General features: G+C 71.1%; 17 protein-coding genes. 11 read left to right on the forward strand and 6 right to left on the reverse strand.

Features of this window, described 5'->3' with window-relative positions; genetic code table 11:
- Positions 1-292 precede the first annotated feature (292 nt).
- A complete protein-coding gene (locus BLQ91_RS08660) occupies positions 293-1411 on the forward strand; it encodes a serine/threonine-protein kinase (RefSeq protein ID WP_090096226.1) in 1119 nt (372 codons plus the stop codon).
- 4 nt (positions 1412-1415) lie between these two features.
- Here BLQ91_RS08660 and BLQ91_RS08665 read toward each other — a convergent pair whose 3' ends face one another.
- The 3 genes from BLQ91_RS08665 to BLQ91_RS08675 all read right to left on the reverse strand — a co-directional run bounded on the left by BLQ91_RS08665 (position 1416) and on the right by BLQ91_RS08675 (position 5807).
- Positions 1416-2414, reverse strand: coding sequence for a TerC family protein (locus BLQ91_RS08665; RefSeq protein ID WP_090096227.1), 999 nt, complete (start codon positions 2412-2414; stop codon positions 1416-1418).
- 71 nt (positions 2415-2485) lie between these two features.
- Positions 2486-4783 carry a beta-xylosidase/alpha-l-arabinosidase gene (locus BLQ91_RS08670; protein ID WP_090096228.1) on the reverse strand — a complete coding sequence of 766 codons (2298 nt, stop codon included), beginning with the start codon at positions 4781-4783 and terminating at the stop codon, positions 2486-2488.
- A gap of 10 nt (positions 4784-4793) precedes the next feature.
- Positions 4794-5807 (reverse strand): LacI family DNA-binding transcriptional regulator, encoded by a 1014-nt coding sequence (locus tag BLQ91_RS08675; RefSeq protein WP_090096229.1) that lies wholly within the window; start codon positions 5805-5807, stop codon positions 4794-4796.
- A 122-nt stretch (positions 5808-5929) separates the two neighbouring features.
- On the opposite strand from BLQ91_RS08675, the gene BLQ91_RS08680 reads away from it, so the two are divergent.
- The 5 genes from BLQ91_RS08680 to BLQ91_RS08700 are packed head-to-tail and all read left to right on the forward strand — an operon-like array spanning position 5930 to position 11558.
- Positions 5930-7207 carry an extracellular solute-binding protein gene (locus BLQ91_RS08680; RefSeq protein ID WP_090096230.1) on the forward strand — a complete coding sequence of 426 codons (1278 nt, stop codon included), beginning with the start codon at positions 5930-5932 and terminating at the stop codon, positions 7205-7207.
- Positions 7207-8178 (forward strand): carbohydrate ABC transporter permease, encoded by a 972-nt coding sequence (locus tag BLQ91_RS08685; RefSeq protein WP_090096231.1) that lies wholly within the window; start codon positions 7207-7209, stop codon positions 8176-8178. Before BLQ91_RS08680 ends, BLQ91_RS08685 begins: the two co-directional genes overlap by 1 nt.
- A gap of 1 nt (position 8179) precedes the next feature.
- Entirely contained in the window at positions 8180-8995 is an 816-nt protein-coding gene (locus BLQ91_RS08690) for a carbohydrate ABC transporter permease (RefSeq protein ID WP_090096232.1), read from the forward strand.
- 2 nt (positions 8996-8997) lie between these two features.
- The gene (locus tag BLQ91_RS08695) at positions 8998-9993 is read left to right on the forward strand and encodes an endo-1,4-beta-xylanase (protein ID WP_245733283.1); all 996 of its coding nucleotides are present in this window, start codon (positions 8998-9000) and stop codon (positions 9991-9993) included.
- A 14-nt stretch (positions 9994-10007) separates the two neighbouring features.
- Positions 10008-11558: a glycoside hydrolase family 43 protein gene (locus BLQ91_RS08700; RefSeq protein ID WP_090096233.1), complete on the forward strand. Its 1551-nt coding sequence runs from the start codon at positions 10008-10010 to the stop codon at positions 11556-11558.
- Between the two features lie 96 nt (positions 11559-11654).
- On the opposite strand, the gene BLQ91_RS08705 is transcribed toward BLQ91_RS08700, so the two are convergent.
- Entirely contained in the window at positions 11655-12689 is a 1035-nt protein-coding gene (locus BLQ91_RS08705) for a LacI family DNA-binding transcriptional regulator (protein WP_342670620.1), read from the reverse strand.
- 19 nt (positions 12690-12708) lie between these two features.
- Entirely contained in the window at positions 12709-12867 is a 159-nt protein-coding gene (locus BLQ91_RS41105) for a hypothetical protein (RefSeq protein WP_176959634.1), read from the reverse strand.
- A 52-nt stretch (positions 12868-12919) separates the two neighbouring features.
- On the opposite strand from BLQ91_RS41105, the gene BLQ91_RS08710 reads away from it, so the two are divergent.
- Complete coding sequence (locus BLQ91_RS08710) at positions 12920-13876, forward strand: LacI family DNA-binding transcriptional regulator (RefSeq protein ID WP_342670626.1); 957 nt, start codon at positions 12920-12922, stop codon at positions 13874-13876.
- A gap of 1 nt (position 13877) precedes the next feature.
- Here the strand turns inward: BLQ91_RS08710 and BLQ91_RS08715 are convergent, their stop codons facing one another.
- A complete protein-coding gene (locus BLQ91_RS08715; protein ID WP_218130189.1) occupies positions 13878-16673 on the reverse strand; it encodes a glycoside hydrolase family 3 protein in 2796 nt (931 codons plus the stop codon).
- A 160-nt stretch (positions 16674-16833) separates the two neighbouring features.
- Here BLQ91_RS08715 and BLQ91_RS08720 point away from each other — a divergent pair, with 160 nt between their 5' ends.
- The 4 genes from BLQ91_RS08720 to BLQ91_RS08735 are packed head-to-tail and all read left to right on the forward strand — an operon-like array spanning position 16834 to position 21451.
- Positions 16834-18513 (forward strand): type 2 periplasmic-binding domain-containing protein, encoded by a 1680-nt coding sequence (locus tag BLQ91_RS08720; protein WP_090096237.1) that lies wholly within the window; start codon positions 16834-16836, stop codon positions 18511-18513.
- 44 nt (positions 18514-18557) lie between these two features.
- Complete coding sequence (locus tag BLQ91_RS08725; RefSeq protein WP_245733284.1) at positions 18558-19451, forward strand: ABC transporter permease; 894 nt, start codon at positions 18558-18560, stop codon at positions 19449-19451.
- On the forward strand, positions 19448-20419 hold the full coding sequence (locus BLQ91_RS08730) for a carbohydrate ABC transporter permease (protein ID WP_090096238.1): 972 nt from the start codon (positions 19448-19450) through the stop codon (positions 20417-20419). The genes BLQ91_RS08725 and BLQ91_RS08730 overlap by 4 nt, the downstream gene beginning before the upstream one ends.
- Positions 20420-20422: 3 nt before the next feature.
- Entirely contained in the window at positions 20423-21451 is a 1029-nt protein-coding gene (locus tag BLQ91_RS08735) for a LacI family DNA-binding transcriptional regulator (RefSeq protein ID WP_090096239.1), read from the forward strand.
- Positions 21452-21470 lie beyond the last annotated feature (19 nt).

Below are 21470 nucleotides of genomic sequence, written 5' to 3' on the forward strand. Positions count from 1 at the left end.
GTGACGAGCCACCGCGAGTGGATGAGCGAGGCCCCGCACACGCCCCACTGGGGACGCTTTCCGGGATGGGGCCGCGAACTCGTGGCGTGCGGAAGAGTTTTGCCCGTTGACGATGAGGTTCGCGCACCGCTGACCGTGGCGCACGACAGGCCCGTCACCAGTGCTGTTCCCGGTACGTGCACGGCGCCGGCCCCGCCGTCCGCCGAAGAAGATCCACCCACCTGGCCGCCGTCGTGAGGCGGAGTCCGCTCCAGCGTGATTGGAAGATCGGCCGGGTGGGTATCCGGGACCCATGCCCGACACCCTCCTCCTCGCCAACCGGTACCAGGTCGGCGCCCTGCTCGGCGCCGGCGGCATGGCCGAGGTGCGCAGGGGACGAGACACCGTGCTGGTGCGCGACGTCGCGATCAAGCTGTTCCAGCCCGGCGAGGACGTCGCCGACGCGCAGCGCATCGACAACGAGATCCGCACGCTCGCGGGCCTGTCGCACCCCGGCCTCGTCGCGGTCTACGACGCCGACCCAGGCGGAGAGACGCCGTACATGGTGCTGGAGCTGGTCGAGGGCCGCACGCTGCACGCCCGCATCGCTGAGGGGCCGATGCCAGTCGAGGACGTGCGCCGCCTTGGTGCCGCGGTCGCCGACGCGCTGGCCCACGTGCACGAGCGCGGCATCATCCACCGCGACGTCAAACCGTCCAACGTTCTGCTGGGCGACGAGGACGCTCCCCGCCTCGCCGACTTCGGCCTGGCGCGGCTCGCCGACAGCGCCCGGCTGACCAGGGCGGACCAGGTCGTCGGCACGGCGGCCTACCTGTCGCCCGAGCAGGTGCGCGGTGACGCGATCACCCCGGCCGCGGACGTCTACGCCCTCGGGCTGGTGCTGCTGGAGTGCCTGACCGGCCGCCGCGAGTTCCAGGGCGGGGAGGTGGAGGCCGCCGTCGCGCGCCTGCACCGGTCGCCCGAGGTGCCCGCCGACCTGCCGTTCGACCTGCGGCGGCTGCTGATGCTGATGACCTCCACGACGGCCGCCCGCCGTCCCAGCGCGCGTGAGTGCGCGAGGGTCTTGAGCGCGGAGGGACCGGCGACGGTCGCCGCACCGCTGCCGCGCCGGTCGCGCGGCGCGTTCGTCGCGGCGGCGGTCGTGCTCGCCGCCTCCGTCGGCACCGGGCTCCTGCTGCAGGGCGGTCCCGCCGTGCCGGCCGAGTCGGCGCCGCCCGCCACCACCGAACCGGCCTCGACCCGGGTGCACACCGTGCAGTGGACGCCCGCACCCGCGCCCGTGGCCCACACCGAGGCCGAGGTCCAGGCCCCGCCTCCCGCGCAGCAGCAGGTCAGGGCCGAACCCGGGATGGTCAAGCCCAAGCCCGCCAAGGCGGGACCCGGCGACGGCAAGGGCAAGAAGAACCCCTGACCCGTCAGTCCCGTTCCGGTTCCCGGTGGCCGCGCAGGGAGCCGGGGTGCGCCTTGGCGGACGGGTCGTTGCGGGTCTTGACCAAACTGGCGACCGTCACGACCACCAGGATCGCGATGATCACGCCGAGGCTCAGCGGCGTGGGCACCTCCGGCACGCTCGGCGAGATGTCCACGTGCGCCCAGTGCAGGATCAGCTTGACCCCGATGAACGCGAGGATGACCGCCAGACCGGCCGAGAGGTACACCAGCCGGTCGAGCAGGCCCTTGACCAGGAAGAACAACGCGCGCAAGCCGAGCAGCGCGAACGCGTTGGCGGTGAAGACGATGTACGGCTCCTCGGTCACGCCGAACACCGCGGGGATCGAGTCGAGCGCGAACAGCAGGTCGACGCCGCCGATCGCCACCAGCACGACGAACAGGGGAGTGGCCATCCGGCGGCCGTCGAGGCGGGTGAAGATCTTGCCGCCCACGTAGTCGTCGGTGACCGGCAGCAACTTGCGCGCGGTCTTCACCACGACGTTGTTCTCGACGTCCGGGTCCTCGTCGCGGTGCCGGAACAGCTGCACGGCCGTGAAGATCAGCAGCAGGCCGAACAGCAGGAACATGAACGAGAACAACGACAGCAGCGTCGCGCCGACCGCGATGAAGATGCCGCGCATGACCAGCGCCAGCACGATGCCGAACGTCAGCACCTTGTGCTGGTGCTCCTCCGGCACCAGGAACGTCGTCATGATGATCACGAAGACGAACAGGTTGTCGACCGACAGGCTCTTCTCGACGATGTAGCCGGCGAAGTACTCCGCGCCGTACCCGCCGCCGTGCGCGGTGGCGAACCACACGCCGAACCCGACCGCGACCAGGATGTAGAACACCGACCACAGGCTCGCCTCGCGGAAGCCGATGCGGTGCGGCCGCCACGCGGCGAGCACCAGGTCGACCGCCAGCAGCGCCACGATCACGCCGATCGTGGCCGCCCACGTCAGTCCGCTGATCTCCAGCACAGAGCACCCCTCCGACGACCCGGTTCGTCCGCAGTGGACGTTACCGGGGCGCCGGAGGTGGTGCGGGGACGTCAGGGGGTGTCGAACACCGGGGTCAGGACGCGGTCGAAGCCGACCGCGCGCCGCGGTCCCGTCATCGACAACCGCAGCCTGGTGTGGATGTTCGCGCTCGACGTGCCGACGTGGAGCTCGACGTCACCGGGATCGACCTGCCGCTGCCCGGCCCGCCCGGTGTAGGAGGTGAGGTCGGCGTGCAGCGCCGCGCTCACGGTGCGGGTCTGGCCGGGTTCGAGGTCCACCTTCACCGCGCCGATCAGCTGCCGCACCGGCCGGGCGACCTCGGCCACCGGGTCGTGCAGGTAGATCTGGACGACCTCGGAGGTGACGACGTCCGACTCGTTGCGCACGACCACGTGCACCCGGCAGACGCCGTCCGTCGGCCACTCCCGCTCTTCGGAGCCCACCGCCACCCAGGTCGCGGGCGCGTAGGAGAGCCCGTGGCCGAAGGGGTAGAGCGCGGTCGGGTCGACCGTGCTGACCTCCGTGCGCGCACCGAGCTGGGCGGACAGGTAGGTCGACGGCTGGCTGGAACCGGCACCGGGGAAGCTGACCGGGAGCCTGCCGGACGGGTTGACCCGCCCGGAGAGGACGCCGGCGAGCGCCGCGGCACCCTCCTCGCCGGGGTAGAAGCCGCACACCACGGCGGCGAGCCGGTCGGCCTGCCGGGACAGGTCGTAGGGCCGGCCGGACAGCAGCACGAGCACCACCGGCATCCCGGTGCCGAGCACCGCCTCCAGCAGCTCCTCCTGGCGGCCGGGCAGCTTGAGGTCCGCGGCGTCGCAGCCCTCGCCGGAGGTGCCCTTGCCGAAGAGCCCCGCCAGGTCGCCGAGCACGACGACGCAGACGTCGGCCTGCCGGGCCGCCTCGACGGCCTCGGCGATCTCCTCGTCGGTGCCGCCGAGCACGGGACAGCCCTGCGCGAAGACGACGTCGTGCTCGGCGCGCAGCGCGTCCAGCACGGTCGGGACGTCGATGCCCATCTCGGCGTCCGGGTGGTGGACGCCGACGTGCAGCGGGAAGGAGTAGCAGCCCATCATCGCGCCGGGTTCGTCCGCGCGCGGGCCGATGACGGCGAGGCGCTTGCCCGCCAGCGGGAGGACGCCGTCGTTCTGCAGCAGCACGACCGAGCGCTCGGCGATCTCGCGGGCCAGGGCGCGGGACTCGTCGTCGTCCAGGTCGAGGTCCGCGGAGGGCGCGGGGGAGTAGCCGGGGTCGAGCAGGCCGAGCTCGAACTTCTGCGCCAGCACGCGGGTGAGCGCCCGGTCGACGAGGGCCATGTCGATCCGGCCGGCCTCCAGGCCCTCGAGCAGCGGGTCGCCGAAGCAGTCCACAGTGGGCAGTTCGACGTCGATCCCGGCCGCCAGCGCCAGTTCCGCCGCCTCCTCGCGTCCGGCGGCGACCCCGTGCAGCTTGTGCAGGAACGCCACCGAGAAGTAGTCGGACACGAGGGTGCCGGTGAAGCCGTACTCGTCGCGCAGCCGGTCGGTGAGCAACGCCGAGTCCGCCGCGGCGGGCACGCCGTCGTTGTCGGCGTAGGAGTTCATCACCGACCGGGCACCGGCCCGCAGCGCCATCTCGAACGGCGGCAGGATCACGTCGGCGAACTCGCGAGGCCCGATCGAGACCGGCGCGTGGTTGCGTCCCGCCCGCGACGCCGAGTACCCGGCGAAGTGCTTGAGCGTGGACACGACCCCGGCCGACTCGAGACCCTCGACGTAGGCGGCGCCGACGACGCCGACGAGGTGCGGGTCCTCGCCGATGGTCTCCTCGACCCGGCCCCAGCGCAGGTCGCGCGTGACGTCGAGAACCGGGGCGAGGCCCTGGTGGATCCCGAGGCGGCGCATCGAGTCGCCGAACTTGGCCGCCATGCGCCGCACCAGGTCCGGCTCGAAGCTCGCGCCCCAGCACAGCGGCGACGGGTACACCGTCGCCTGCCACGCGGCCAGACCGGTCAGGCACTCCTCGTGCGCCAGCGCGGGAATCCCGAAGCGGCTCGCCTCGACGATCTGCCGCTGGGTGCGGGCGAGCGTGCGCGCGCCGACCTCGGGATCGATCGGCCGGGTGCCGAAGACCCGGGTGAGCTGACCGATGCCGTGCTTGGTCAGCTCGTCGAAGTCCCGCGGTGCCACGGCGAACTCGTGCTGGTGCGGTGCCATCTCGCCGCCGGCGTCGATGCCGGCCCAGATGCCCTGCAGCTGCGCGAGTTTCTCCTGCGGCGTCATCCGCGCGACGAGGTCGCGCACACGGTCGGCCACGGGGGCGTGCGGGTTTCGCCAGACCTCGTCCGGCGTGGTGGCTTCTGTCGTCACAGGAGGAACCTCAGGGTGAGAGTGGACGTGTCGACTGCCGGACGACCAGATCGGTGCCCAGGGTGACGTGCGTGTCGGCGGGCTCGTCGCCGTTGATGAGCCGCACGAGCAGCTCGAGGGCGCGGTGGCCCATTTCGCGGATCGGCTGCTGCACCGTCGTGAGCGGCGGTGTGCACAGCGCGGACTCGGGGATGTTGTCGAAGCCCACCACCGAGATGTCCTCCGGCACGCGCAGGCCGAGCTCGAGGGCCGCCTGGATGGCGGCGATGGCGGTGGTGTCGTTGGCCGCGAAGATCGCGGTCGGCCGGTCGGGTCCGGTCAACAGGTCGCGCGCCGACGCGGCGGCCACGTCCGCGTCGTAGTCACCGCGCCGGACCAGGTGCTCGTCCACCGCCACGCCGGCGCTGGCGAGCGCCCCGCGGTAGCCGGTTTCGCGCTGCTGCGCCGATTTCAGGTCCTCGCGACCGGTGAGCATCGCGATCCTGCGGTGGCCCAGCGCCAGCAGGTGCTCCGTCGCCAGGCGGCCGCCGTGCAGGTTGTCGGAGTCGACCGTCGGCAGTGCGGCGCGCCCGGTGTGCGGGTCGACCGCGACGACGGGCGTGCCGGGGATGCCTTCGAGGTCGACGGCGGGCGTGACCAGCACGGCGCCGTCGACGAGCGTGCCGCTCAGCCGCGTGAGGTACCGGTGCTCCCAGCCGTGCGGGTCACCCGTCCGGCCGCCCGCCGAGTAGACGACCAGTTCGAAGCCGGTGCCGCGGATGGCGTCCGCCGCGCCCTTGAGCAACTCGGTGCTGAACGGCTCGATGTCGGCGACCAGGATGCCGATGACGTTGGTGCGGTGGTTGCGCAGGCTCTGCGCGACGAGGCTGGCCTCGTACCCCAGTTCCTTGATGACCGCGGTGACGCGGGCGAACGTGTCCGCCGAGACGCCGTACCGCTGGTTGAGGACCTTGGACACGGTGGCTACCGAGACGCCGGCCTGAGCGGCGACGTCCTTGATCGTGACGCGAGAGCGTGGAGGCACCGGGTCAGGCTAGCCGTGTAAAACGTTATCGACAACGATTGACACGGGGCGGGTTCATCCGAGAGTCTCTGGCCCCAACACAGGCAGTCCAACCGGCCGACGTCGTCAGGAGTGGACCCCCAATGCGTTCGAGAAAGCCCCTTGCCCTCTTCGCCGCCGCGGCGTTCGTGCTGGCCGGGTGCGGTGGCGGCGGCACAGACGCCTCCACCGAAGGACCCGTCACGCTCACCTGGTGGCACAACCGCACCACCGAACCGATGAAGTCGAAGTGGCAGCAGATCGCCGACGACTTCCACAAGACCCACCCGAACACCTCGTTCACGATCGAACCGCTGCAGAACGAGCAGTTCCAGACCAAGGTCCCGCTCGCACTGCAGGGCAACACCCCTCCGGACCTGTTCCAGCAGTGGGGCGGCGGCGCGCTCGCCGACCAGATGAAGTCCGGCAAGATCGCCGACATCACCCAGGCCTCGTCCGGCTGGATCGGCCCGCTGGCGAAGAACGCCGACGGCTGGAAGGTGAACGGCAAGCAGTTCGGCGCGCCGTACCTGATGCACGCCGTCGGGTTCTGGTACCGCAAGGACGTCTTCGCCAGCGCGGGTGTCACCTCGCCACCGACCACTTTGGACGAGTTGAACGCGGCCGTCGCGAAGCTGAAGGCGGCGGGCGTCGTACCGATCGCGCTCGGCGGCAAGGACCGCTGGCCCGACGCGTTCTACTGGGCGTACTTCGCGGTGCGCCAGTGCTCGGTCGACACGCTGAAGAAGGCGGTCGAGAAGACCGAGCTGACCGACCCGTGCTTCACCAAGGCGGGAGAGACCCTGAAGAGCTTCCTGGACACGAAACCGTTCCAGGACGGGTTCGTCGGGACGCCCGCTCAGCAGGGGGCCGGCAGCTCGGCGGGCCTGGTCGCCAACGGCAAGGCGGCCATGGAACTGCAGGGCGACTGGAACCCGGACGTGATGCAGGCGCTCACCGAGGACAAGGAGATCGGCTCGAAGATCGGCTGGTTCCCGTTCCCGAGCGTGCCGGGCGGCCAGGGCGATCCGAGCGTGCTGCTCGGCGGCGGTGACGGGTTCTCGTGCACCACCCGCGCGGCCAAGGCGTGCGCGGAGTTCCTCGGGCACCTCGTCGGCGACGACGTGCAGAAGATCCTCGCCGAGACCAACTCCGGTCTGCCGGTGACCCCGGCCGGTGTGGCCGCGCTGAAGAGCGAGCCGCACAAGACGATCGCCGATGCCATGACCAAGGCGTCGTACCTGCAGTTCTACTTCGACACCGCGTTCCCGACCAAGGTCGGTCAGGCCCTCAACGACGCCATCGCGAACTTCTTCGCGGGGCAGGGCACACCCGACACCATCGTGAAATCGGTGAGTGAAGCAGCAGCCGGGAACAAGTGATGAGTGCCGCGATCACCACGCGGCCGCCGACCGCCCCCGTGCCGCACGCGCCAGCGGCCGGGGGCACCCGGCGGCGGTCCCGACTCCGCACCCGCCTCGAACTCGCCCTGCTGCTGACGCCGGCACTGGTGTTGTTCACCGGGTTCGTCCTGATCCCCATCGGCGTCGCCGCGTACTACAGCCTCTACTCGTGGAACGGCTTCGGCCCGCTCACGGACTTCGTGGGGCTGGACAACTACGCCGACGCCCTCTCCGGTGACGTCTTCCAGGGCGCCATCGGGCACAACCTCATCATCGCGGTGCTGTCCATCGTCGTGCAGCTGCCGCTCAGCATCAGCCTCGCGATGCTGCTCAACCGGAAGCTGCGCGGCCGGGCCTTCCTGCGCATGGTGGTGTTCGCGCCGTACGTGCTGTCCGAGGCCGTGACCGCGGTGATCTGGCTGCTGATGCTGCAGCCCGGCGGGTTCGTCGACGAGGTCCTGCGGGCCGTGGGCCTGGGCGGGCTGGTGCAGCTGTGGCTCGCCGACCAGTCGATCGTGCTCTACACGCTGTTCGCGGTGATCACCTGGAAGTACATCGGGTTCGGCGTGATCCTGCTGCTCGCGGGCCTGCAGGGCGTGCCGGCCGAGCTGAGGGAGGCGGCCGCGCTCGACGGCGCGAGCTCCTGGCAGACCACCCGGCACGTCGTGCTCCCGTTGCTGGGACCGACGATCCGCGTGTGGATCTTCCTGTCGGTGATCGGGTCGCTGCAGCTGTTCGACCTCGTCTGGATCATGACGCTCGGCGGTCCCGCCAACGCGTCCACGACGATGGCGACCTACCTCGTGGACCACGGTTTCAAGCGCTACGAGTTCGGCTTCGGCAGTGCGGTCGCCGTGATCCTGTTCATCATCTGCTTCGTGTTCGCGCTGTTCTACCAGCGGTTCGCCCTGCGCCGGGACACCGAGGGCGCTTTGACGGGGGTTCGCTGAGATGACACGTCGCAACACAATCGGCTACCTCGCCGCGTTCGCCGTCATCGGCATGACGGTGGTGCCGCTGCTGTTCGTGGTGCTCGGCGGGTTCCGCACGACGGCGCAGATCAACGCGTCGCCGGCCGGGTTGCCCGGCCCGTTCGTGTGGGACAACTACGCGGAGGTGGCGACGTCGCCGGTGTTCTGGCGGCTGCTCGGCAACAGCGCGCTGATCGCGGTCATCGCGACGACGCTCGCGGTCGTGCTCGGTGCGATGGCGGCGTTCGCGTTGTCCCGCTACCGGTTCCGGGGCCGTGAGGGCTTCTACGCGCTCTTCACGCTCGGCCTGCTGTTCCCGCTCGGCGTGGCGACGCTGCCGTTGTACCTGTGGCTGCGCCAGCTCGGGATGCTCGAGAACCCGCTCGGCGTCGCGATCCCGGAGGCGGCGTTCTCGCTGCCGGTGACGATCGTGATCCTGCGGCCGTTCATGCACGCCATCCCCGGCGAGCTGGAGGACGCGGCGCTGCTCGACGGTGCCGCCAAGCTCGGCTTCTTCTGGCGGATCCTGCTGCCGCTCTCGCGGCCGGCGCTGATCACGGTGTCCGTGCTCGCGTTCGTCACCAGCTGGAACTTCTACCTGTTGCCCTTGCTCGTGTTCAACGACTCCACGAACTTCACGCTCCCGCTCGGCGTGGCCATGTTCCAGTCCGAGCACACCCAGGACACCGCGAAGGTGCTCGCCTTCACCGCGCTGTCCATGATCCCCGCGCTCACGTTCTTCGTGCTCGCCGAACGCCGGATGGTCGGCGGACTGACCGGCTCAGTGAAGGGATGATCGTGAAAACCCGATTGGCTGTTGGCCTGGCCGTGCTCGTGGTGGTGGCGCAAGCAGCGCCCGCCTCGGCCGCGGGACCGTTGAAGCACACCACGAACAGGTACGTGGGCAGCGCGGTGGCTGCCCAGCACCTGGCCGCCGAGGCCGACTACAAGAAGGTGCTGACGCGCGAGTTCGACAGCGTCACGCCCGAGAACGAGATGAAGTGGGGCACCGTCGAGGCGGTGCGCGGCCAGTACGACTGGTCCGGCGCCGACGCGATCGTCGACTACGCCCGCAGGACCGGCAAGTCGATCCGCGGGCACACGCTCATCTGGCACAGCCAGCTCCCCGACTGGGTGGGCGGCCTGGAGGCGGCCGAGCTGCGCGAGGTCGTCAAGGACCACATCCGGACCGAGGCGGGCCGCTACCGCGGCAAGATCCGCGCCTGGGACGTCGTGAACGAGGCGTTCAACGAGGACGGCACCCGCAGGCCGACGGTGTTCCAGGAGAAGCTCGGCGACCGCTACATCGCCGACGCGTTCCGCTGGGCGCACGCCGCCGACCCGAAGGCGAAGCTCTACATCAACGACTACAACGTCGAGGGGCTCAACCCCAAGAGCGACGCCATGTACGAGCTGGTGAAGTCGTTGAAGCGCCAGGGCGTGCCGATCCACGGGGTCGGGATCCAGGCGCACCTGTCGCTGATGTACGGGTTCCCGTCCGGCATGAAGGAGAACATCGCCCGGTTCGCCGCGCTCGGCCTGGACGTCGCGATCACCGAGGCCGACGTGCGCATCCCGCTGCCGGTCACGCCGGAGAAGCTCGAGGACCAGGCGGACTACTTCGAGCAGGTGTGGGACGCCTGCCACGCGGTGCGCCGGTGCGTCGAGTTCACCACGTGGGGCTTCACCGACCGCCACTCGTGGGTGCCGGACGTGTTCCCCGGTGAGGGCGCGGCCTGCCTGTTCGACGAGAACCTGGCTCCGAAGCCCGCCTACACGCGCCTCAACCCGTAGCGGGAGCGTCTGAGTTGGCACAGTTCACGAACCCGGTCCTGCCCGGCTCGCACCCCGATCCCTCGGTGTGCCGGGCGGGATCGGACTTCTACCTCGTCACGTCCACCTTCGAGTACTTCCCCGGCCTGCCGATCTACCACAGCAGGGACCTGGTGCACTGGCGGTTGCTCGGGCACGTGCTGGACAGGCCGTCGCAGCTGCCGTTGCAGGGCGTGCGCGCGTCCGGCGGCCTGTACGCACCGACGATCCGGCACCACGAAGGCGTGTTCTACGTGGTGTGCACGCTGGTCGACGGCACCGCCAAGAGCGGCAACTTCGTCGTCACGGCAACGGATCCGGCGGGGGAGTGGTCGGAACCGCGGTGGCTGCCGGAGGCGGACGGGTTCGACCCGTCGCTGTTCTTCGACGACGACGGCGGCGCGTGGTGGACCGCGACCCGCGAGGTGCCCGGCGGCCGGCCGGGGCAGACCGAGGTGTGGCTGCGCGAGTTCGACACGCTGGGTCTCGACCTGGTGGGTGAGGAGCACGTGCTGTGGACCGGCGCGTTGCGCGACTCCGTCTGGCTCGAAGCACCTCACCTCTACCGCGTGGACGGCAAGTACGTGCTGCTGTGCGCGGAGGGCGGCACGGACTTCGAGCACTCGGTGGTCGTGGCGACGGCGGACGAGGTCACCGGGCCGTACACCGGCTCCCGGCTCAACCCGCTGCTCACGCACCGCCACCTCGGCCGCGGCCACCCGATCGCGGCGACCGGGCACGCGGACCTCGTCCGCACGCAGACCGGCCAGTGGTTCGCGGTGCTGCTCGCGACCCGGCCGTACGGCGGCTACTTCGACAACCTGGGGCGCGAGACGTTCCTCGTGCCGGTGTCGTGGGAGGCGGGCGGTCCGGTGTTCAGCCCGGGAACCGGCCGGGTCGAGGAGCGCTACGACGTCCCGGACCTGCCCGCCCACCCGTGGCCGCGGGCCGCGGCGACCGACGACTTCGACGCGCCGGTGCTCGACCCCGCCTGGATGTTCCTGCGCACGCCGGACGAGGTGTTCTGGTCGCTGACCGACCGCCCCGGCCACCTGCGGCTCGCGGTGCGCTCGGAGCAGGTCACCGACCCGGTCACGCCGAGCATCGTGCTGCGGCGCCAGCAGCACCAGGACTTCCACGCGTCCTGCGAACTCGACTTCACCCCGGCGGGACCGTCGGAGGCGGCGGGTCTCGTGCTGCTGCAGAACAACGACCACCACGTCCGGCTGATGCTCGGCGCCGGACGCGAGGTCACCCTCGTGCTCCGCGTCGGCGGACGCGACGAACCGCTGGCCGGTGCGCGCGTGCCGGAAGGCCCGGTGCGGCTGGGGTTCGAGGCCACCGGCCAGGAGCACCGGGCACTGGTCGCCGCCGGTGACGGGGAGTGGACGCCGCTGGGGGAGCCGTTCGACGGGCGGGTGCTGAGCACCCGGGCGGCCGGCGGGTTCACGGGTGTCCACATCGGACTCTACGCGACCGGCGGTGGAGCGCCGAGCACGTCGTGGGCGGACTTCGGCAGCTTCACCTACCGCAGTCTGGAGGGGTGACCGCGGGCGGAGGCGATCCCGGGCGCGGGGTCGCCTCCGCCGGTCACGCCCTCCCGCGACCGGTGGCCACCTCGCCGTCCGCCGCGGTGATCCCCGTCAGCGGGCCGCCGTGCTCCCCCGGTCGGTGAGCCTCGGCTGGAGCAGGCGGACCTCCGGCGCCTGATCCCTGGCGAGCCGGGAGACGACCATGTCGACGGCGATCGCACCCAGCTCCTGCGCCGGCACGGAGATCGAGGTCAGTGGCACCGGAAGGCCCACGGCGGCGTCGTCCGGGCACAGCGTGACCACCGACAGGCCGGCCGGGACGTCCAGCGAACGGCGCCGCAGCTCGAGCAGCAGCTGACCGAGGACCGCCTCGTTGTGCACGACCAGCCCGGTGATCCCGCGGCCGGGCTCCAGCACGGTGTCGAGGCACGCGGCGACCGAGTCGTAGCCGGGGGCGCACGAGTGCACCGACGCCGGCAGGTTCCTCCTCGTGGTCTCCCGCTGGAACCCGGCCAGCAGGCGGGTGGCGTAGCTGGTGCCGCGTTCGTACACGGCCGGAGGCGAGCCGATCAGCGCGATCGACCGGTGGCCGAGGTCCGCCAGGTGCGCCACCATCCGCCGGCCCGCGGCGGCGAAGTCGAGGTCGACGCAGCTCAGGCCCTCGTGGTCGTCCGGCACGCCCAGCAGGACCACCGGCGCGTCGACGGTGCGCAGTTCGGGCACGCGCGGGTCGGCGCTCTCGACGTCCATCACGATGATCGCGTCCGCCATCGACCGGGCCGTGACGCGGTGGGCCTCGCCGGGGCCGGCCTCCTTGGTCAGCAGCAGCACGTCGTAGTCGTGGTCGCGCGCCCTCGCCACGATCGCCGACACGAACTGCATGACGACGGGCAGGTTCTGGTCCGAGTGCAGCGGCACGACGAGACCGATCACGTGGGAGCGGCTCGAGGCGAGTGCGCGGGCACCGGCGTTCGGGTGGTAGCCGAGGGCCGCGATGCTCTGCTCGACGCGGCGCTTCGTCTCCTCCGAGATGCTGCGCTTCCCGCTGAGCACGTAGGACACCGTGCTGATCGACACGCCGGCGTGACGGGCCACCTCCTTGATCGTGATCATGCCCGCCCCCTGTCGTCGGATGGTGGCGATCATCGTAGTGCCGCCACCGGCGTCACCGGCGCTCCAGCGCGCCGGTGACCTTCGACGACGTGATCGTCGAAATCGTCGAACGCGGGGCAATTCCTTGACGGCCCAGTTTCGGCTGTGTCACATTCTGGAACCGGTCGAAGCGCTTCGATTCGTTGCGGTCCGGAGGTGTCGGCGTGGTCACCATTGTGGACGTGGCGAAACACGCGGGTGTTGCCCCGAGCACGGTTTCCTACGTGCTGACGGGCAAACGCGCGGTTTCCGCGGACACCCGAGTGCGAGTGCGGGAAAGCATTCAGCTGCTCGGTTATCGCCCGCACGGGAATGCGTTGGCACCGATGCACAGGAGGACGAACGTCCTCGCTCTCGTCCTGCCGTTGCGCGAAGGCGTGCACCTGCCGGTCGTCATGCGGTTCGTGACGTCGGTCGTCACCGCCGCCCGCGCCCACGACATGAACGTGTTGCTCGTGACCGCCGACCAGGGCGCGGCGGGCCTGCGCGCGCTGGCGGGGGGCGGCAGGGTCGACGGGTTCCTGGTGATGGACGTGGAGCTCGACGACGAACGGGTCCCGGCGCTGCGCGAACTGGGCCGCCCGTCCGTGCTCCTCGGCCACCCCACGGCGTTGAAGGGCCTCACCTGCGTCGACCTGGACTTCGAGGCCGCCGGCGCGCGCTGCGTCGACCACCTCGCCGACCTGGGACACCGCAGCATCGGCTTCCTCGGCGCGCCGAGCATCGTCTACGAGCGCAACACCGGCTTCGCACAACGGACTCTCGCCGGCTTCGGCGCCGCGGCCATGCGCCGGGGGGTCGCCTCGACCGCCCTGCCCGCCGAACAGCGGCACGACTCCGTGCTGTCGGTGGTCAGCACGTTGCTGCGCGAGCTGCCGCGGATGTCCGCGCTGGTCGTGCAGAACGAGGCGGTGCTGGGCCAGGTGGTGGACTGCCTGCGGGCGAGCGGGAAGCGGGTGCCCGAGGACGTCGCGGTCGTGGCGATCTGCCCCGACGAGCTCGCCGAACGGCTGCGGCTCACCTCGGTCCAGCTGCCGGTCGAGGCGCTCGGCAGGCGGGCCGTCGACCTGCTGATGGCGAAGCTGAACGGACGCCAGCCACCGGCGTTGACGTTGCTGCCGCCCAAGCTCGCGTGCCGGAGCGCCCAGCGGGGCGCTCCGGTGCTGAGGGTCGCCGAGTGACTCAGCCGGTCCTGAACCGGAAGGCGGCGAGCCGGACGCCGCCGTGCAGGACGACCCGGAGGTCGTGGACGCCCTCCAGCGGTGCCGGCAGGGCGAGCGACATCGTGGTCCACGCGTGGCGGTCGCCCGTGGCGGGGACGCCGATCGCCGCCAGCGGCGCGGAACCGGACCGGAACTCCAGCCTGCCGTCGTCCTCGCCGGCCACCTCGACCTCGACGGAGTGCGCGCCCGCGAGGTGGGTCGAGCGGAAGACCAGCGTCGCGGGCGTCGACGGATCCGCCGCTGTGACGGCATCTCCGGTCGTGCGGGTGGCGTCGACGAGGGTGGCGCGGTCGTGGTCGTCGAAGTCGGCCGCGAGCAGACGGCGGTCGACGCCGGGGCGTGGTCCGGGCGCGGGGCCGGTGACCGTGAGAGGGGCGGTCAGCACGACGTCCCGGGCGGAACGGGCGACGAGCACCTCGTAGTCGCCCGGATCGACGGTGAACGCGCCGGTGGTGACGTCCCAGTGGGAGAGCTGCCCGGACAGGCGCACGGTCACCACCTCGCTCCCGCCGGGAGCGAGCGACACCTTGCCGAAACCGGCGAGCCGCAGCAGCGGCGCCTCGTACCGGGCGTCGAGCGCGCGGACGTAGACCTGCACGACCTCGCTGCCCGTGCGCTCGCCGGTGTTGGTCACCGCGACCGACACGTCCACCGCGCCGTCCTGGGGCAGGGAGGCGGACGACAGGACCAGGTCGTGGAGCTCGAACTCCGCGTAGGAGAGCCCGTGGCCGAACGGGTACAGGGGATCGGCGCGGTGGTACTGGTAGGTCCAGCCGGCCTTGATCACGTCGTAGTCGAGCGGGTGCGGCAACGGGTCGTCACCGCGGTACCAGGTCTGCGGCAGCCGTCCGGCGGGGTCGGCCTCGCCGAGCAGGACGGCGGCCACCGCCCGGCCCGTCTCCTGACCGCCGTGCGAGGTCCACACCACGGCGGGCAGGTTCGCGTCCGCCCAGTCGAGGGCGTACGGGTAGCTGCTCATCACGACCAGCACGGTGTCCGGGCGCACGCCGGCGACCGCGCGCAGCAACGCGTCCTGCGGGGAGGGCAGCGCGATGCCGGTGCGGTCCTCGGTCTCCCGGCCGTGGATCAGCGGGTGGTTGCCGAGGACGACCACCGCGACGTCGGCCGCCAGCGCTGCGGCCAGCGCCTCCTCGGTGCCGTCGCGCAGCACCTCGCGCTCCCAGCGCTCGGCGGCGTCCGCGGACTCGGCCGTGACGCTCACCCGCCCGTCCACCGGGTCCACGACGGCGTACCGGCCCGTCAGGACGTTCTGCAGCAGCACGGAATCCTCGACGGGCACGAGGCGGAACGTCTCGCGGACGTCCCAGCTCTTGATCAGCTTCTGGTCGGCCACCAGCGCGGTGTCGTGCAGGCTCAGGTACCGGCCGGTCTCCGCCGACCGCAGCGTCAGCACCCCGTCGCCCCAGTCGACGACGTCGAACGCCGTCTTGCCCAGCAGCGCGCCGCTCGTGCGCGACCGCAACGCGACCCGGTCCGCGCCGTCCGAGACGGTCACCTCGCCGCCGTGCACCGCGCTCAGTCCACTCGCGACGGAGACCTGGTACGGCAGCGTGCCGCTGTACCAGTCCTCGCACACCGTGTCGGCGAGCGGCCCGATCACCGCGATCTTCGGCGCGGCGAGGGGAAGCAAACCGGTGTTGCGCAACAACACCACCGACTCGGTCGCCGCTCGCAGGGCGAGGGCGCGGTGCTCCTGGCAGTCGATGACCTCGGGTCCGATGGCCGCGTACGGGTCGAGGTCCGGGTCGAACTCGCCGAGCCGGAAGCGGACCTCCAGCTGCCTCCGCACCGCGCGGTCCACATCGGACTCGTCGATCAGTCCGCGCTCCAGGGCTTCCCGCAGCCGGCCCAGCGGGGTCGCGCTGTCCTCGCCGTGGTCGGTGAAGCTGTCGATGCCCGCCTTGAGCGCGGCGGCGTGCGACTCGGCGTGGTCGTCGAAGTAGTGCTCCTCCGAGACCAGGTTGGACGGCGCCTCGGCGTCGCTGACCACGAAGAGCTCCTGGTCGGTCCAGCGCCGCAGCTCGTCCGCGAGCAGCGGCGTGACGTGGCACGGACGCCCGTTGACCAGGTTGTAGGCGGCCATCACGCCGGTGGCCGCACCGGAGGCGATCACCGGGCGGAACGCGGCGAGGTCGTACTCGTGCAGCACGCGCGGGCGCAGGCCCGACGACGTGACGCAGCGGTCGTTCTCGTTGTTGTAGGCCAGGAAGTGCTTGAGCACCGGGGCCGCGCGCAGGAACCGGTCGTCCTCGCCCGCGAGCCCCCGGCAGAACGCCGTGCCGAGCTCCGCTGTGTGCAGCGGGTCCTCGGAGTAGCCCTCCTCGTTGCGCCCCCAGCGGGGATCGCGCAGCAGGTTCAGCACCGGCGCCCACGCCTGCAGGCTGTTGCGGCCCGTTCCGACGGCGGGGAAGCGGTGGTAGTGGAACGCCCGCAGCTCGACGGAGACGGCCTCGGCGACGCGGCGCACCAGTTCGGGGTCCCACGTGGCACCGAGACCGACGGCCTGCGGGAAGACGGTGGCGGGACCCAGCCACGCGACGCCGTGCAACGCCTCCGTCCCGGTGCGGAACGCGGCGACGCCCAGCCGCGGCACGGCCGGCGAGTACTGGTGCAGCATCGCGATCCGCTCGTCGAGCGCAAGTCGCCCGAGCAGGTCGTCGATGCGCTTGCGCGTCGGCAGCGCCGGGTCGCGAAACGGCGGCCGATCGGCGCCGGGATCGTGCTCGAAACCCACGTGGCAACCCCTTGGGTCGGTGCTGTCAGCGAAGCGTTTCGACGTTGGCACGACCGCGTTTCCGCTGTCAACGGTCTTGTCACCTGAGACGGGCGTCACTAGCCTCGCCGACATCTGTTTAAGCGCTTCGACACTTCGACGACGAAGGATCGGTTCCGCCATGGGCATCGAGTTGAACCGCAGAAGCTTCCTCAACGCCGCCGCCACAGCCGCCGCCCTCGCCGCGGCGGGACCGCTGTTGTCGGCCTGCGGTGGCGGTGGGGCGCAGCGGGCAGGGGTGAACTCCGAGTCGGGGCTGCGCGCCGCCCTGCCCGCCCACGTGCCGCTCAGCTCGATCAAGCCGGACATCGCGTCGATCGCGGGTGGCCCGGACGCCCTGACCGATCCCGGTTTCCTCACCTACCCGGCGAACCGCGTCGCCACCGTGCCCGGCGTGCCCGGCAAGGGAGGCAGGTACTCCGCCGTCGTTCCGCTGTGGGGCACCATCCCACCCGCCGACAACGCCTTCTACCAGGCCATGGACAAGGCGCTGGGCATCCGGCTGGAGATGAAGCCCGCCGACGGCAACACCTACAACACGATCGTCTCGACGATGACCGCGGCGAAGCGGCTGCCCGACTGGATCACCCTGCCGTCCTGGTGGAACCCGAACTTCAACACCGGCGGCCTGGCCGGCAGCCAGCTCGCCGATCTCACACCGTTCCTCTCCGGGGACAACGTCAAGAAGTACCCGAACCTCGCCGCGATCCCCACCGCCGCGTGGCGGGCCGGGGCGTGGGGCGACAAGATCTACGGCATCCCGAGCTTCTCCTCGGGCTTCGCGATCACCGGCACCACCTTCTACCGGCGCGACGTGCTGGAGGCCAGGGGGATCACCGCGGACCAGGTGAAGTCCGCCGACGACCTGATGAACCTCGGCAAGGAGCTGACCGACGCGAAGGCGGGCGTCTGGGCGTTCGACGACCTCTACACCTACCTGTACACCTCCTTCGGTGCGCCGCTGAAGTGGAAGGTGGACAACGGCAAGCTCGTGCACCTCTTCCAGACCGACGAGTGGTTCGAGGCGCTCGACTGGCTGCACCGGCTCGCCACCGCGGGGTACGTGCACCCCGACGCGCTGGCGGGCGACCAGGCCGGCACGACCCGGTTCTACGCGGGCAAGGTGCTGATCGCCGGTGGCGGCACGGGCGCGTGGAACCTCGCCGACCACCAGAACGGCGTCGCCGCGAACCCGGCCTACCGGCGCGGCGCGTTCGACTTCTTCACCGCCGACGGCAAGGGCACCCCGCGCGTCGACATGGGCCCGGCCACCAGCATCGTCAGCTACCTCAACGCGAACCTCAAGCCGGAGCAGGTCGAGGAGCTCCTGGCCGTCGCGAACTACCTCGCCGCGCCGTTCGGGTCCGCCGAGTACACGATGGTCAACTTCGGCGTCGAGGGAACGCACTTCACCACCGAGGGCGGCGTGCCGGCGCCCACCGAGGCCGGGCGCAAGGAGGTGCAGGCGCAGACCTACCCGTTCCTCGCCTCGCCGGCGCAGGTGATCAGCAACCAGACAGCGCCGAACGTCACGAAGGACCTCGCGGCCTGGCAGGCCGCCAACGTGAAGGCGCTCGCCAAGCCGGTGTTCTGGGGGATGAACGTCAGCATGCCGCAGGCGCAGGCCACCGCCGAGGCCGCGCAGGCCGTGATGGACACCGTCAAGGACTGCTACCACGGCAAGAAGAAGGTGCAGGACGTCAAGGACGCCGTCGCCACGTGGAAGGGCAGCGGTGGTGGTGACCGGCTGATCGCGTGGATGGACGAGAACGTGCTCCAGAAGCACGGCACCGGGCAGTGACCGCCCTGCGACCGGCCCTGCGACCGGCGCGGCGGAACTGGCGGGTGAGACTGCGCCGCGACCGCTCGCTGGTGCTGATGGCGTTGCCGGCGGTCTTGCTGCTGCTGGTGTTCAACTACGTGCCGCTGTTCGGGCTCGTCACCGCGTTCCAGGAGTACGACCCGCTGTCCGGCGTCTCCGGCAGCGCGTGGGTGGGCCTCCACCAGTTCGAGCGGCTGTTCGGCGACCCGCTGTTCTGGAGCGCCGTGCGCAACACCCTGTACCTGAGCTTCGTGCAGCTCGTGTTGTTCTTCCCCGTGCCCGTCGCGCTCGCGCTGCTGCTCAACTCCGTGCTGAGCGATCGGATCCGCAACTTCATCCAGTCCGTGGTGTACCTGCCGCACTTCTTCTCGTGGGTGCTGGCGATCACGATCTTCCAGCAGATGCTCGGCGGCGCGGGCGTGCTCAACCAGTTCCTGCGCTCCCACGACATCGGCACGTGGGACGTCATGACGAACCCGGACACGTTCGCGCTCCTGGTGACCTCGCAGGTGATCTGGAAGGAGGCGGGCTGGGGGATCATCGTGTTCCTCGCCGCGCTCGCCGCCATCAACACCGACCTCTACGAGGCGGCCGCGGCGGACGGCGCCGGGCGCTGGCGGCGGTTGTGGCACATCACCCTGCCCGGCCTGCGCGGCGTGATCGTGCTGATGCTGGTGCTGCGCCTCGGGAACGCGCTGACCGTCGGCTTCGAGCAGTTCCTGATCCAGCGGTACGCGGTCGGCCACGACACGGCGGACGTGCTCGACACGTTCGCGTTCTACTACGGCATCGCCACCAACGACTACAGCTACGGCGCGGCGGCGGGCCTGTTCAAGAGCATCATCTCGCTGCTGCTCATCTGGGGTGCGAACAAGCTGGCGCACGCCTTCGGCGAAGACGGGTTGTACCGCGCATGACCGACACGCTGACGATCGCCCGGACCGAGGAGCACACCGTTGCGCCGCGACCACCGCGGCGCAGGAGGCGCGGCGCGCGCCGGTCGTGGGAGGAACCACCGACCGCCGCCGGCGAGGCCGCCAAGGGCGTGACCCTCGGCGGGGTGCTCCTGGTGGTGCTGGTGCCGCTGTGGATCGTCGTCGTCACCAGCCTGTCGACGCAGGGATCGGTGAACCGCGCCGGCGGGCTGGTGATCTGGCCGGACGAGCTGACCTTCGCCGCCTACCGCGTGATGCTCGAGGACGGGACCGTGCGCACCGCGCTGCTGGTGAGCCTCGGCATCACCGCCGTCGGCACGCTGGTGTCGATGGTGGTCTCGGTCCTGTGCGCCTACGGCCTTTCCCGGTCGCGGTCGTTCGCCCACCGCTTCCTGCTGACGCTGCTGATCGTCACGATGTTCGTCAACGGCGGACTGATCCCGACGTTCCTCGTCGTGACGGGGCTGGGCGGGTACGGGCAGTGGTGGTCCCTGGTCCTGCCGAGCGCCGTGTCGGTGTTCAACATCCTGATCCTGCGGGCCTTCTACTCGAGCACCTCGGCCGACCTGGTCGAGGCGGCGCGGATCGACGGCGCGGGGGACTGGCGGATCCTGTGGTCGATCGTCCTGCCGACCTCGCGGGCCGTCACGGCCGTCATCGCCCTCTTCTACGGCGTCGGCTACTGGAACTCGTTCTTCAACGTGATGCTCTACCTGCCGACGGACAGCGAGAAGTGGCCGTTGCAGTACGTGCTCTACACCTACGTGAGCCGGGGCAACGGCATGCCGGGCTCGGTCAACCAGGGCTTCGGCGACGCGCTCTCGCAGACCGCGCCGCTGTCGTTGCAGATGGCCGTGGTCGTGCTGACGCTCGTGCCCCTGCTCATCGTCTACCCGTTCGTGCAGAAGCACTTCCGCACGGGCGTCCTCACCGGCGCGATCAAGGGCTGAACCATGGTGACCATCGCCGACGTGGCCCGGCACGCGGGCGTGTCGTCCAGCACCGTCAGCTACGTGCTGAGCGGCAAGCGCGCCATCTCGGAGGAGACCCGGTCGCGGGTGCAGAGCTCGGTGCGCGAGCTCGGCTACCACCCCAACGCGGGCGCGAGAGCGCTGGCCGCGAGGCGGTCGCACATCATCGCGCTGATGGTGCCGCTGCGCACGGACGTCTACGTGCCGGTGATGATGGAGATCGCCATCGCGGTGACCACGGCCGCCCGCCGGCACGGCTACGACGTCCTGCTGATCACCAACGACGAGGGCCCGGACGGGGTGCGCAGGATCGCCGCCAGCGGCCTCGCCGACGGCCTGGTCCTGATGGACGTCGAGCTGGACGACGAACGCATCCCGGTGCTGCGGGCGCAGGGCACCCAGGCCGCGCTCATCGGCCTCGCGGACGACGCCCGCGGACTGTCCTGCGTGGACCACGACTTCGCCGCCGCCGGGGCGTTGTGCGCGAACCACCTCGCCGACCTCGGGCACCGCGACGTCGCCTTCATCGGCTACGGCTCCGGGGTCTACCACCGGCACGCCGGCTACGCCGAGCGCACGATCGCCGGATTCCGCTCGCAGGCCGAGGAACGCGGCCTGAGGTTCCTGCACCGGACCTGTGAAGGCACCTACGAGAGCACGGCGGGCGCACTCGCCCGCGTTCTCGCCGACCGTCCCCGCACCACGGGGTTCGTGGTGCAGAACGAGGGCGCGATCGGGCCGCTGCTCAGCCTGCTGCGCACCAGCGGGCGCACCGTTCCCGAAGACGCCTCCGTGGTCGCGCTCTGCCAGGACCAGCTCGCCGAGCAGTTCGCGCCGCGGCTCACGGCCGTGACCGGGTCGGCGCAGGACCTCGGCCGGGTCGCCGTCGAGCAGATCATGCGCCGGCTCGCCGCGGCGAACGACGGCGGCCGGCCCGCCGACGACCGCGTCCTGCTCACCCCCGTCCTGACCGTGCGCGACAGCACGGGACCCGCGCCGCGCCTGCCCTGAGCTCACCCACGCCCCGCGA

The sequence above is a fragment of the Lentzea jiangxiensis genome (assembly GCF_900104175.1).
GTDB lineage: Bacteria > Actinomycetota > Actinomycetes > Mycobacteriales > Pseudonocardiaceae > Lentzea > Lentzea jiangxiensis.